The organism is Maritimibacter alexandrii (genome assembly GCF_005871115.1).
Taxonomy (GTDB): domain Bacteria; phylum Pseudomonadota; class Alphaproteobacteria; order Rhodobacterales; family Rhodobacteraceae; genus Maritimibacter; species Maritimibacter alkaliphilus.
Genome location: NZ_SWKQ01000013.1, coordinates 574,339 through 587,397 on the forward strand (window position 1 = coordinate 574,339; position 13,059 = coordinate 587,397).

The following is a 13,059-nucleotide window of genomic DNA, read 5'->3' on the forward strand; positions in this document are numbered from 1 at the left end:
TTCTCTTTCCCGATGGCCGCCCTCGCGGCGGGCATGAAGGCCCGGGACGGCCGGGCGACCGTGCGGGACGGGTTAAGCCTTTCGATCGTGTTTCTGGGTGATCCCCTGCGCCACGACGATGCCGCCGCCGAGGCGGTCCGCTTCTACCTCGACGGGCTCGGCTGCGGCCAGCAACAGCGCGCGGGTGAGGCCCTTGTGGAATGGGTGCAGGCCACCTTCCCGTTCGAAGGTGACGCCGAACCGGATGCCAAAGAGCGGCCGGTGTTCGATTGGCAACGGAGGGCGGACTGTGGGTTATGACCGGCAGCTGGCCAGAGATCGCCTCGAAGCGGCGCGCTCGATTCCGATTTCGGACGTCGCGCAACGTCTCGCCATCCCAGACCTGAAACGGGCGGGCGGCGAGATCGTCGGCCCTTGCCCACAGTGCGGCGGGCGAGATCGTTTCGCCATCAACCCTCAAAAGGGCGTGTTTAACTGCCGGGTCTGCGGCGCGCACGGCTCGGGCATCGATCTGGTGCGCCATGTCCTGTCCTGCGAGTTCGGCGCGGCCCTCGATTATCTGGTCGGCGCGCGCGCGATCGAGATCTCCGACGAGGAGCGCCGCCGCCGCCGCGCGGCCGCCGAGCGGGCGGAACGCAAACGCGAGGCCGACGCGGCACGGTTCCGCCGCAAGGCGATCGAGGACGGCCGGCGGATTTGGCGGGCCGCCGTGGATCCGCATGGAACGCTCGCGGCCGATTATCTTGCGGCACGAGGAGTGCCGGTGCGACGGTTCCCGCCAACCATCCGATTTCTCGGCGCGCACCCCTATCGCAAGAAGATCGACGGGTCAGTGCGGACCCTGCACACAGGTCCGGCGATGATCTCCGCCGTGCTGTCGCCGGGCGATCAGGTCACTGCCGTTCATCAGACTTGGCTTGACCCTGACCAGCCCGGTCAGAAGGCTCGGATCCTCTACGGGGGCGAAGCGCAGGCGGCGAAGATGGTGCGCGGCTCCAAGAAGGGCGGCGCGATCCGGCTGTCGTCGGCGAAAGGCTGCACCACGCTCGTGATGGGCGAAGGCATCGAGACCACCCTCTCGGCCATGCACCTCGATCAATACCAAGACGCGGCTTATTGGGCCGGGATCGATTTGGGCAATATGGCAGGCCGAATGGCGCGCGCTGAGGATGGCCGGCGCTGGTCGGGCTTACCGGATCTCGCGGACACCGAGGCGTTCGTGCCGCCGTCCTGGGTGCGCCGCCTCATCTTTCTCATGGATGGCGACAGCCAGCCCGCCATGACCCGGGCCAAGCTGGAGGCCGGTTTGCGCCGGGCAATGGCACTCGTGCCCGGGCTCGTGGGCGAGATCGTCACCTGCGATCCGGGCAAGGATCTAAACGACATGCTGCTCGAAGAGGATCCGGAGTGACAAAGGTTGTCACCCTCACCCCGGACGGCCGCGACGTTTTGATCGAGGGGCCGGTCCACACCGACCGTTTCCCGGTCGAAGAGCTCGCCTCGCGCCTCGCGTTCTACCGCGAGCTCCGCGACCGAAAGTGCGAACGCACCAAGACCCGGCGGTTCGCCGCCCAATATGCCGAGACCGTGTCTGGTCTCGAAGCTCTAAAAAAGGAGTTGGAGGAGTGAGCACCGAGGATGTCCGCCGGGCGCTGTCGTCGCCCGAACGTGTCACGCCGATGGAGGGCGGCGCCCCACCCCGCACCCCGGGGGATGGTGAACCGCCCGAAAGCGATGAGCCCATCGATCCTATCTATGCGGCAAGCCAGCAGACCGAGAACGACGTGGGCAACGGCCAACGGTTCGTGATCCATTTTGGCGACGATCTCATGTATGTGCCGCGCGTCGGGTGGTTCACTTGGACCGGCACCGTCTGGGCGGCCGATCCCGACGAGCTCGAAGTGCGCCGACGCGCGCAGAAGATCGGCGCACTTATCCTGGAGGAGCTAGATCACATCAGGCTGCCCGAGCCCGAAATGCGCCTCATTGCAGACGAACCCCAGATCGCCGGGCAACGCGACGCGCTGGCGTTGAAATCCGAGCCGACCGACGAGGAACGGCTCGAGCTGGCCGAGGCCAAGATGAAACTCACCCGGATCGAGGCCCTGAAGAAGCGCCGCCGGGATCTGCACAACCGGCGCCGGACGCTCGCCCGCAATGCCGGGAATTCCGGGCCGATCAGGAACATGATCGGAGAGAGCCAGACCGCGCTCGCCGTGCCGCTCGACGCCCTCGACGCCGAGCCCTTCGAGGTGAATTGTCTTTCCGGTGTTCTACGCTCCACCGTGCGTGAAGAGGCGGCCGACGATGGCCGGGTGTTTCGCTATGCCGGAATCGAGCTCGTGCCGCATGCGCGTGAGCAGCGCCTGACCAAGATCATGCCGGTCGAATTCCGCGAGGGCGCCACCGCGCCGCGCTTTGACGCCTTCCTCGATCGCATTATGCCCGATCATGCAAACCGGGCTTTCCTGCAGAGATGGTTCGGTGTCTCGATGACGGCCGAGCCGTTGCAGAACATGGTGTTTCTCTACGGCTCGGGGGCGAATGGTAAGTCGGTGCTCGTCGATGTCCTGTCGCGCATCCTTGGCGACTACGCGGCGACCGCGCGCATCGAAAGCCTCACCGGCACGAACCGGCGCGGTGGCGGCGAGGCCACGCCCGATCTCATCCCGCTCATCGGGGCGCGCCTGGTGCGAACGTCCGAGCCCGAAGAGGGCGCGAAGCTGCAGGAGGGACTGATCAAAGAGCTCACCGGCGGCGAGCCCATCATGGTGCGCGCGCTGCACTCGGACTTCATCGAGGTGCATCCCCGGTTCAAGATGACCATGTCGGGCAACCACAAGCCCGACATTCGGGGCACCGACGACGGCATCTGGCGCCGGTTCCTCATGGTGCCGTTCGATGAGCAGATCCCCGAGCACGAGCGCGATCCGCATCTCGTGGAGAAGCTCTGGGAGGAACGCGACGGGATCTTCCAGTGGCTGGTCGCCGGGCTGAACCAGTTTCGCGAGATCGGCCTCGCGCCGCCCGAGAAGGTCGTCGCGGCGACCGCCGAGTTCCGGGCCGATCAGGATCCGACCGGCGATTTCCTGACCTCCTGCACCATCGTGACCGGCCGCCCGGAGGACAGTCTGTCGTCGGCGCGGCTCGGCGAGGCCTTCACGTTCTGGCTCATCCAGAACGCCCACGGGGCCTGGAAAGCGCGCACTGTGTCGCGCCGCCTGTCCGACAAGGCCGAACGATGGCGCCATCCGAACGGCGGGCAGACCTTCACCAAACGCAAGGCCTCGACCGTGTTCTACGACGGGATCCGGCTCACCGACACGTTCAAGCGCGAGCTCGACAACGCGCCGCGCGACCATCGAGGCCAGTTCTTGGCGGGCGATGTGGCGACCCCGGACCCCGCGTCCGCTGATCCACGGGAGGAATGGGAGGATTGAGACGGCCGTGGGAGGATGGGCACCTGATCGGGGTTCGGGGGAAAAGGCTTTAACGACAGTGGCTTGTGTTCATCGATGGGAGGTCAGGGAGGTCAGGGAGGAACATTTGGGCCTATACACGCGCGCGTATAAACCGGGGTCTGGGGGCGGCGAAAAGGTGGGCTCATGCGTTAGGGTGGATTGTTCCTCCCTGACCTCCCTGTCCTCCCACACCGGCCTCCATCGCCCTTGTTTCCCTGATCCAGCACTCGTCTCTCCGAGTTCGATCTATCCTCCCATGAAACCTCCCTGACCTCCCTAAACTCCCTGCGAAATCGAGCAACAATCAATACTTGGGCAAAGTGGCGACAAAGCCCACAACATATAGAGGTCCGGCATGATGGCGGTGCGGCAATGGGACAAACTGGTGGAAAAACAGCGGGGCGAGGTCGCCCGGCCGGTGCGAGGTAAGGTGATCGACGTCGGGATCTGGGCGCTCGTGCAGTGGGCGTTCCGGCTGGAGGGTGCGAGCTTGGACTTCGACGAGACCGGGCCGCACGTCCGGGTCGGCAACGAGTGGGTTCTGCTCGAGCAGGCTCGGCTGGGATGCCGACCTGATGGCGGTGGCTCATCGGCCTCGCACCCGGATGCGGATCTGGTCGCCTCGGCCGTGACCGTGCTGCCCGAGGTCTATGGCGGTCGCCGCATGGCGCTCTACATGGCCGAGCTCGCGCGGACCGGGAGCATGCCAGACTGGCGGCCGGATGCCTGCCCGCGCTGCGAGCCGGTCGGGTGGCGACGCCACAAGACAGGCTTCTATGCGGAGCGGGAGTTCTGGCGCGGCACGGGTCAGTGGCCCGCGACTTGGATCCCCGACAAGTATGGCTTTGCCTGCCCGATCCGGTTTTACGACACGGCCGCTGAGATCGGACGTGCTCGACGGTCCTACCTGCAATGGTGGTCGGCCTTGAACGAGGTGCGCCATTGTCTCTCGGTCGACAGCCCGCTGTCGGCTTTTCGGGTCACGGCAGAGATGCCGCCAGTCCGGCCCTGGGGAAAAAAGGGATTGACCTGATCCCAATCTCTTGACAGATTGCCGTTACCACGTGTGCGCCCGGAGCGGTATCCCCGCCCCGGGCGCTTCGCGTTTCCGGGCCGCTGTCGCCCCGCTGTTCCCGACATGGAGGGTCTCTCATGACCACGATCACGGCCACCAACATGGAGCCCGCTGGCGCCGTCGACCTTACCGAGGTCACGCTCAACGGATCCTCCGATGTGCTGACCTTCAACCCGTCGCACGATCCGGTGCTCATGCTGCGCAATGACACGGGCTCGCCGGTGTCGCCGACCATCGTCGGAGCCGGTGCGGGCACCCGCAATGTGCGAGGCGCTGGCGCCATCGACTTCTCGGGCGGGTTCGCGGTCGGCTCCATTGCGGATGGCGACGTCGTCGCAATTCGGCTGCGCTCGATCGAGAATTATCTCGCAGGTGCCATCTCGATCTCGTCGGGTTCGGGACTGGTCGCATCGCTGCTCGAATTCTGATCCGGGCATGCCGAAGCTGCGTCTGACCTCCGCGCCTGCGCGACTGCAGCTGGCGGGCTCACGGGTGCCACGTGCGACCGGAGCCGAGCGTGACCGGGTCCGGCGGCAAGTGTCGCCGACGCGGGCGCTCTACAGCAGCAGGCGCTGGCAAAGGTTAAAGCTGAAGATCATCGAGCGCGATGGGCTCGTGTGTCGCCAGACGGGCGTTCTGCTCACCGGCAAGGAGCCCGCGCCCAACAGCCCGGTGCTCGACCATATCCGCCCGCACAAGGGCGACCTGACCCTGTTCTGGGATCCTGCGAACCTTCAGCTGGTCTCGAAGGAATATCATGACCGGGTGAAGCAGCGCCTCGAGCGCGCGGCCGCTGGGCGGGGGGTGGGTCCATCTTCGGACCGGCCCATCCGTTAGCCCGCGCCCCCCTCATCTGCGCGTTTTTTTTCGGCCGGGCCGGAATTTTGATGTGCGAAACCTCGTCCGGCGGACCTCGGGTCCGGCGGGTTCTGAAAACCTGAGCCCTTTCAAGGGCTTGGCGGACCGGCTCTGACCGGGATCGCCGCGAGGGCGCTCGGGCGCCCATTTTTTTTCGGGAGTGACCTCGTGAAGGATGCAACGGACCTCAGCGCCTGGCCCGCCGATCAGGTGTGTCGTCGGGCCGTCGTGGATCTTGTGCCCTACGCGAAGAACAGCCGGACGCACAGCTCGGAGCAGGTCGACCAGCTGGTCGCTTCGATCCGCGAATGGGGCTGGACTATGCCGGTGCTCATCGACGAAGCGGGCGGGGTGATCGCGGGGCATGGTCGGATCATGGCGGCCGAGCGTCTCGGGCTCGACGAGGTGCCCTGCATGGTAGCGACCGGCTGGTCGGACGCTAAGAAGCGCGCCTACGTGATCGCCGACAACAAGCTGGCCGAAAACGCCGATTGGGATGAGGCGGCGCTTCAGGAAGAAATGCGCGCGCTGGCCGAGCTCGAGTTCGACATGACCCTCATCGGGTTCGATGAGGATGAGCTCGCCGATCTCATCCTCGGCGGCGGTGCCGGGCTCACGGACCCGGACGCCGCACCGCCGGTATCCGACCAGCCGATCTCGCGGCCGGGCGACCTGTGGCGCCTCGGAAATCACACGCTCCTGTGTGGCGACAGCACGTCGGCCGAGGATGTCGGCCGCCTGCTCGGGGACGTGCGTCCGCATCTCATGGTGACCGATCCGCCCTATGGCGTGAATTACGACCCGGCGTGGCGCGCAGCCGTGACCGGCTCGGCTGTTGCTTCAGGCAAGGTGCAGAACGACGACCGGGCCGACTGGCGCGAGGCCTGGGATCTGTTTCCGGGCGACGTCGCCTATGTCTGGCATGGGGCGCTTCACAACGTCGAGGTCGCCGCCAGCCTCGAGGCCGCCCGGTTCGCGGTCCGCAGCCAGATCGTCTGGGTGAAGACCCGGGCGCCGATCTCGCGCGGGCACTATCACTGGCAGCACGAGCCCGCCTTCTATGCCGAGCGCGAAGCCGAGGGGCCTGAAGGGTTCTCGGTCGATCAGGAGAGCCTCGCTTATCTGGTGCGGGCCGGAAAAACCGCCAGCTGGCGCGGCGGCCGAAAGCAGACCACCGTCTGGTTCATCGAACACCTGAAAAACGACACCGGCCACGGGACGCAGAAGCCGGTCGAATGCATGCGCCGGCCGATCGTGAATAACTCGTCGCCGGGACAGGCGATCTACGAGCCGTTCTGCGGATCCGGGACCACGGTGATCGCGGGCGAGATCGAGGGACGCCACGTTTACGCGATGGAGCTCGATCCGACCTACGTCGATGTGATCGTTCGTCGCTGGCAGGAATTCACCGGCGCCGAGGCGCGCCTCGACGGCACGGACCAGACCTTTGCCGAGGTCTCGGCCGCCCGGGGCGCGGGGTAAGGGGATGCCCGGGTCCGAGTTCGCTCTGAGCGGGGGCGATCTGCCCTCGGCGCCGCAGGGCCTCGACGCGGAAGGTCAGGCCGCCTGGTCGGCCTTCGTGCGCTCGATGGATCCCGGGGTCGGGGTCACGCCGGGGCAGCTGTTGCAGCTGGAGGCCGCCTGCAAGGCCTGGAGCCGGTATCGGGCGCTCGAGGCGCAGCTGGACCGGCTGCGGTCGGACAAGAACCCGGTCGGGGGCGAGCTCACCAAATCGCCCACGAACGGCCGCCTCGAGGTCTCGGCGTTGCGCCGCGCCGCGACGTCGGCGCTGGCAGAGTTCCGGCAGCTGTCGGCCGACTTCATCGACCCGGACGTCGATTCCGGTGCCGAGCCTCCGAACCGGGACATTTTTGGGTATCCGGATCGCCCGGGACGCGGCCAGAAGGGGCGCCCGAAGTTTCAGGCGACGGCGAAGGATCGCAATCGGGTGCGCCTGCTCTTGGCCACTGGCTGGTCAAACAAGCGCATTGCGGCCGCACTCGAAATCTCCGAGCCCACCCTGCGGCGCGCCTTCAAGCGCGAGCTTGGCGAACGCGATGTGATGCGAGACCGGCTCGACGCCCGTCGTATGGAGATCGCGATGCAGGAAGCGGGGCGCGGAAACGTGGCCGCCCTGCGTGAGCTCGGCAAGCTGCTCGAGGCACAGGATTTGCGCCTCGCCGAAGCCCACGCGGGCCGGGCTCCCGATGCCGAGCCCGAGGCCAAGCCGGAACGTCTGGGCAAAAAAGAGCAAAACGAACAGGCAGCGGCCGATGCCGAGGAATGGCTGACCGCCGAAATCGAAGCCGAGGCGGGTCGTGCCAAACGGCCGCATTGAGGCTCTGCCACGGTTCGCCTGCCCGGACTGGTGGGAGCGGCTGCAGGCGGGCGAAACACCGATGGCCGAGGTTCCTGTCAATTGGGAGCGCGCCAGCAGGGCGCTCGCGTTCTTCAATCGGCTGCGCCTGCCCGATGTCGCGGGCAATCCGCCGCTGAAGGAAGCCTGCGGCGACTGGTTTCGCGACATTCTGATCGCGATCTCGGCGAGCGAGGATCCGGAGACCCACGAGCGGCTGGTCTGGGAGTGCTTGTGCATGGTCCCGAAGAAGAGCTCGAAGTCGACCTACTCGGCGGCGCTGGCGCTCACCGAGCTCTATCTCGAAGAGGTGCCGCAGAGCCAGTTCCTGCTCATCGGCCCGTCGCAGAACATCTCGGAGCGGTGTTTCTCGCAGGCGCAGGGCATGATCCGGCTCGATCCCGGGCTCGAGAAGATCTTTCACATTCAGGACAACCTGAAGCGCATCACTCGACGGCGCACCCGGTCCAAGCTGGAGGTGAAGACCTTCGACACATCGATCGTCACCGGGGAAATCCCACGGCTGACCATCATCGACGAGCTCCACGAGCTCGGCAAGAAGGCGGGCGCGGCGGCGGTCATGCAACAGGTTCGGGGCGGCGGGATCACCAAGGCGGGCGGCCGCCTGCTCATGATCACGACGCAGTCGGACAAGGAGCCTGCCGGGATCTGGAAGGCCGAGCTCAGAAAGGCCCGGGCGATCCGCGATGGGCAGGCCGGGTCCAAGCCGATCATGCTGCCGGTGCTCTACGAGTTTCCCGAGGCGGTGCAGAAGGACGAGGGGTTCTGGCGCAACCGGGACAATTGGCACTTGGTGCTGCCGAACCTCGGGCGCTCGATCAGCCGGGAACGGCTCGAGGCCGATTATGAAAACAACGGCTCGGCCACGGCTGAGACCGAGCAGATCTGGGTCAGCCAGCATCTGAACGTCGAGATCGGTCTCGGGCTTCACTCCGAGCGGTGGGTCGGCGCCGAGTATTGGACCGGGTGCATCGACGACACGCTGATCGGTCTCGAAGAGCTTCTCGAGCGGTCCGAGGTGGTCGTGGCCGGGGGCGATCTAGGGGGTGCGGACGACCTCGCGTCTCTCGCGTTCATCGGCCGTGAGGCCGACACCCGGCGGTGGCTGCACCATGTGCGCGTCTGGGCCACGCCCGACGTGCTGGCCCGGCGCGCCTCAATCGCCACCGTCCTGCGCGACGTCGAAGAGGCGGGCGACCTCGTGATCGAGGAAAACACGACCGAGCATGCGCGCCAGATGGCCGCGCTCTGCAGTGTCGTGCGAGAGGGGGGTCTGTTCCCTGAAGCAGGGGGCATCGGGCTCGACCCTTGGGGCGTCGCGGCGCTGCTCGATGAGCTTGGCGAGGCGGGCTTTCCCGAAGGAGCGGTCTACGGGGTCGGGCAAGGGTTCAAACTGAACGGGGCAATCAAGGGCCTCGAGCGGCGGCTGATGGATGGCCGACTGTTGCACGGCGACCAGCCGATCATGCGGTGGGCGCTCGGCAACGCGAAGGCAGAGGCGAAGGGCAATAATATCATGATCACGAAAGCGAAGGCCGGGGTCGCGAAGATCGATCCGCTGATCGCGACCTTCAACGCGGCGGTTCTTATGGATATGAACCCGGTCGCGTCGAGCGCGCGATCCTATCTCGAAACCGCCGACCTCATGGTGCTCTGAGATGTTCGGGCTCGGAAAGCTGCGCCGCAAGAGCGCCGACATGGTGACGCTGACCCTCGACCAGCTGGCCGAGGTCGCGCCGTTTGTGCGCTACACCAGCCGCTCCAACGTCGCGGTCACCCCGGTGACCGCCATGCAGATCTCGGCCGTCGCCTGCGCCGTCCGGGTCATCTCGGAGGGCATCGCGCAGATGCCGGTCAGGATCGTGCGTGATCGCTTCGAGGACGGCCGTCGCTCGTATGAGGTCGTGCGGAACCATTGGGCGCACCGGGTGATGGCGGTGTCGCCGAACGAGTTTCAGACGCCGTTTCAGTTTCGCGAGTATGCGATCCTCTCGGCGCTCCTGGGCAACGGGTTTCTCGGGATCAAGAACGTCGTGAACGGCGAGGTTCGCGAAATCCTGCCCTTGCCCATCGGCACATGGTCGATCGAGCGGGTCGCAAACAGCTGGCGCCATTACTTCCGGGTCAGCTACGCAAACGGGACCAGCGGGACGTTCGAACCGTCACAGGTCATGTATCTGCGCGGTCCGTCGCTCGATGGCTGGCAGGCCCTGCCCGCCCTCTCGGCCGCGCGCGAGGCCATCGGGCTCGCTGCGGCGATGGAGCAGCAGCAGGCGCGGCTCGCGGGGAATGGCGGCAAGCCCTCCGGTGTCCTGAGCTTCGAGCAGGAGTTGAGCCCGGAACGGCGCGAGGCCCTGCGCGATCTCTGGCAGCAGCGCTTCGGACCCGGTGGCGACGGCGGGATCGCGATCCTGGACGCGGCCGCCAAGTTCGACTCGATGGTCATGACCAGCGTCGACGCGCAGCATCTGGAAACGCGGCAGTTCCAGATCGAAGAAATCGCCCGGGCATTCCGGGTGCATCCGATCATGCTCATGCATGCGAATTCGACGACGACCTTCGCCTCGGCCGAGCAGCACTTTCGCAACCACGTTGTCCACACGCTCGGGCCGTGGATGCGTCGGTTCGAAGATGTCTGCCATCGCGACGTGCTGTCGCTGGACAGGGATCTGAGGGTCGATCTCGACGAGCGCGCGCTGTTGCGCGGCGATTTCAAGGATCAGGCCGAGTATTTCACAAGGGCGCTCGGCGCGGGCGGCCAGCCCGGCTGGATGTCGCCGAACGAGGTCCGCGAGGAAGTCGGGATGAACCCGGTCGATGAGCCGTGGGCCAACGCCGTGCCGCGCGGCGCGATGAACCCGGAGGGACAAATCGATGAATGAGCGCAAGGAAGAGGCCGCATGGGCCGAGTTCAAAACACTGGCCCTCGAGGTCAAGGCCGACGCCGATGGCCACGTCGAAGGTTACGCCTCGCGCTTCAACGAGGTTGATGCGGGCGGCGACGTCGTGGTGCCCGGCGCCTTCGCGCGCTCGCTGGCCGAGAAACCCGGCGGGGTCGGGGGGATCAAGATGCTCTGGCAGCACGACCCGTCGCAGCCCATCGGAAAGTGGGACGAGGTGTTTGAGGACGAGACCGGGCTGTTCGTGCGCGGCCGGATCCTCACCAAGATCGCGAAGGGGGCCGAGGTGGCCGAAATGATCCGCGAGGGGATCATCGACGGGATGTCGATCGGCTACCGAACCCTGCGCGCCACCCGGGGGGAGAACGGCGAGCGCCAGCTGCTCGAGCTCGATCTCTGGGAGGTCTCGATGGTCACATTCCCTATGCTTTCTTCGGCGCGGATCGACGCCGTGAAGGCCGGGGATCTCACTCAACGCGAATGCGAACGGAGGCTCATGCAGGACGCTGGGTTCTCTCGTTCCGTGGCCCGCACCCTCATGGGTGGCGGGTTCGAAGCCGTCAAAGCCATGCAGGACGCTGGCGATGGTGGTCTTGGCGAATTGGCGCAGTTCATGCGCCGCACACTTGGACAAGGAGTCTAAAAATGCCCGATGGCATGATGGAGATCAAAGAGCTCTTTTCCGACACGCAGAAGACCGTCGAGGCGCTGCGCTCGGATGTGGAAGGGCTTAAGGGGAAGTCGGCGGACTACGTCGACAACCAGAAATTCGACAAGATGAAGGCCGATATCGCGGCCGGACTCGAGGCCGAGCAGAAGTCGATGATGGAGCGTCTCGAGAAGGTCGAGACGGCCGGAAATCGCCCGGGCGCACCCGGTGGCCCGGACGAGGCCAAGGATGCCGCTTACAACGCGTCCTTTGTCGACTACCTGCGCAAGGGCGAGGAAGGCCCGGAGCTCAAGTCGATGGCGACCAACACCGCCGAGGGCGGTGGCTTCATGGTCAGTCCGACCATCCGCGCCGGGATCCAGACCCGGCATCGTCGGACCTCGCCGATCCGCATGCTCGCGACCGTCGAGCAGTTCTCGGGTGCGAGCTACGACGTGCTCATCGATCGCGACGACCTGGGCTATGAGTGGGCGGGGGAAACCGGCTCGCGTTCGGAAACCAACACGCCGACCGTGAACCGCATTTCCATCGTCCTGCACGAGCTCTCGGCGATGCCGAAGGTGTCACAGCGCATGCTCGATGTCGCGGATTTCGACATCGAGTCCTGGCTCGTGGGCAAGATCTCCGACAAATTCGCGCGCGCGGAGGCGACCGCCTTCGTGTCGGGCAACGGGGTCAACATGCCCAAGGGCTTCCTTGCCTATGACGTGGCCACGGATGCGGATGCCGATCGTGCGGCTGGCAAGCTGCAGTATCGCGCCACGGGTGCGGCGGGCGACTTCGCGGCCTCGGCACCGGCGGATGTTCTGACCCGGACCTTCTACGACCTGCAGGGCGTCTATCAGGCGAATGCCTCGTGGCTCATGAAGAACACCGTTGCGGCCGACGTCGCGGTGCTGAAGGACGGCGCGGACCAGTATCTGCTCCAGTCGATGCTCAACACCGATGGGCAGATCGTGCGGACCGTTCAGGGCCGTCCGATGTATGTCGCCGACGACATGCCTGCCAAGGGCGCGGGCTCGCTGTCGATCGCGGTGGGCGATTTCACCGGCTACACCATCGCCGATAACACCAACGTCGTGATCCTGCGCGACCCGTTCTCGGCGAAGCCGAACGTGTTGTTCTACGCGACCAAGCGCGTTGGTGGCGGGATCACCGACTTCGACGCGATCAAGGTGATCAAGTTCGCCACGAGCTGATCGTCCGGACCTTTCTGAAGGAGAAAGCACATGCATAAGATCGACTGCCGGTCGCTCACTGTGATGGCGCACGGCCTGCTGGCCACGCTGTCGGGAGCCACTCCGGCCAAGGGCAACATCGTCGACGTGAGCGACGCCGGTGCGGCCACCCTATTCCTGCAGACCGGAACGGTCACCGATGCCGGTGGCGCTGCGGGCTTCAGCTTCGAAGTGCAGGAAAGCGACACGGACGCGGACGCGGATTTCACCCCGGTCGCGGACGCGGATCTCGTCGGGACGGAGGCGGCGCTGTCCGTCACCGACGATGACGACGACAACAAGGCCCTCGGCTCGATCGGCTACATCGGCACGAAGAAACACGTGCGTGTTGTAGCGACCGGGACCACCGGCACCGATGCGATCGTCTCAGGCACCTGGGTGCTGCAGAACCTGCGCTATTCGCCGGGCGGCACGGCTGCGGCCGAGATCGCGGCGACCTGATCGCCCTCGCGATTTTTGGTGCGAGGCCGGGCGTGTTCC

General features: G+C 66.0%; 14 protein-coding genes. All 14 read left to right on the forward strand.

All coding sequences use genetic code 11. The annotated features are described in order from the left end of the window. The first annotated feature begins 12 nt into the window (after window positions 1-12). The 14 genes from FCT00_RS15385 to FCT00_RS15450 all read left to right on the forward strand — a co-directional run bounded on the left by FCT00_RS15385 (window position 13) and on the right by FCT00_RS15450 (window position 13,020). The gene (locus FCT00_RS15385) at window positions 13-300 is read left to right on the forward strand and encodes a hypothetical protein (RefSeq protein ID WP_138423703.1); all 288 of its coding nucleotides are present in this window, start codon (window positions 13-15) and stop codon (window positions 298-300) included. Beyond that, window positions 290-1,411, forward strand: a complete 1,122-nt coding sequence (locus FCT00_RS15390) for a DUF7146 domain-containing protein (protein ID WP_235889108.1) — start codon at window positions 290-292, stop codon at window positions 1,409-1,411. The genes FCT00_RS15385 and FCT00_RS15390 overlap by 11 nt, the downstream gene beginning before the upstream one ends. Next, window positions 1,408-1,629 carry a hypothetical protein gene (locus tag FCT00_RS15395; protein WP_138423704.1) on the forward strand — a complete coding sequence of 74 codons (222 nt, stop codon included), beginning with the start codon at window positions 1,408-1,410 and terminating at the stop codon, window positions 1,627-1,629. The genes FCT00_RS15390 and FCT00_RS15395 overlap by 4 nt, the downstream gene beginning before the upstream one ends. Then, window positions 1,626-3,440 carry a DNA primase family protein gene (locus FCT00_RS15400; RefSeq protein ID WP_138423705.1) on the forward strand — a complete coding sequence of 605 codons (1,815 nt, stop codon included), beginning with the start codon at window positions 1,626-1,628 and terminating at the stop codon, window positions 3,438-3,440. The genes FCT00_RS15395 and FCT00_RS15400 overlap by 4 nt, the downstream gene beginning before the upstream one ends. Window positions 3,441-3,846: 406 nt before the next feature. Further along, window positions 3,847-4,494, forward strand: coding sequence for a hypothetical protein (locus FCT00_RS15405; protein WP_138423706.1), 648 nt, complete (start codon window positions 3,847-3,849; stop codon window positions 4,492-4,494). Between the two features lie 119 nt (window positions 4,495-4,613). Beyond that, window positions 4,614-4,964, forward strand: a complete 351-nt coding sequence (locus tag FCT00_RS15410) for a hypothetical protein (protein ID WP_138423707.1) — start codon at window positions 4,614-4,616, stop codon at window positions 4,962-4,964. A 7-nt stretch (window positions 4,965-4,971) separates the two neighbouring features. Beyond that, window positions 4,972-5,373, forward strand: coding sequence for an HNH endonuclease signature motif containing protein (locus tag FCT00_RS15415; protein ID WP_138423708.1), 402 nt, complete (start codon window positions 4,972-4,974; stop codon window positions 5,371-5,373). A 189-nt stretch (window positions 5,374-5,562) separates the two neighbouring features. Continuing rightward, window positions 5,563-6,876 carry a DNA methyltransferase gene (locus FCT00_RS15420; protein WP_138423709.1) on the forward strand — a complete coding sequence of 438 codons (1,314 nt, stop codon included), beginning with the start codon at window positions 5,563-5,565 and terminating at the stop codon, window positions 6,874-6,876. A 4-nt stretch (window positions 6,877-6,880) separates the two neighbouring features. Then, window positions 6,881-7,732: a helix-turn-helix domain-containing protein gene (locus FCT00_RS21610; RefSeq protein ID WP_212748021.1), complete on the forward strand. Its 852-nt coding sequence runs from the start codon at window positions 6,881-6,883 to the stop codon at window positions 7,730-7,732. After that, complete coding sequence (locus FCT00_RS15430) at window positions 7,713-9,428, forward strand: terminase large subunit (RefSeq protein ID WP_235889111.1); 1,716 nt, start codon at window positions 7,713-7,715, stop codon at window positions 9,426-9,428. The genes FCT00_RS21610 and FCT00_RS15430 overlap by 20 nt, the downstream gene beginning before the upstream one ends. Before the next feature lies 1 nt (window position 9,429). Beyond that, window positions 9,430-10,653, forward strand: a complete 1,224-nt coding sequence (locus tag FCT00_RS15435; RefSeq protein WP_138423711.1) for a phage portal protein — start codon at window positions 9,430-9,432, stop codon at window positions 10,651-10,653. Continuing rightward, window positions 10,646-11,314, forward strand: a complete 669-nt coding sequence (locus tag FCT00_RS15440) for an HK97 family phage prohead protease (protein ID WP_138423712.1) — start codon at window positions 10,646-10,648, stop codon at window positions 11,312-11,314. Before FCT00_RS15435 ends, FCT00_RS15440 begins: the two co-directional genes overlap by 8 nt. 2 nt (window positions 11,315-11,316) lie before the next feature. Beyond that, the gene (locus tag FCT00_RS15445; RefSeq protein WP_138423713.1) at window positions 11,317-12,540 is read left to right on the forward strand and encodes a phage major capsid protein; all 1,224 of its coding nucleotides are present in this window, start codon (window positions 11,317-11,319) and stop codon (window positions 12,538-12,540) included. Window positions 12,541-12,570: 30 nt separating this feature from the next. After that, window positions 12,571-13,020 (forward strand): hypothetical protein, encoded by a 450-nt coding sequence (locus FCT00_RS15450; protein ID WP_138423714.1) that lies wholly within the window; start codon window positions 12,571-12,573, stop codon window positions 13,018-13,020. Window positions 13,021-13,059 lie beyond the last annotated feature (39 nt).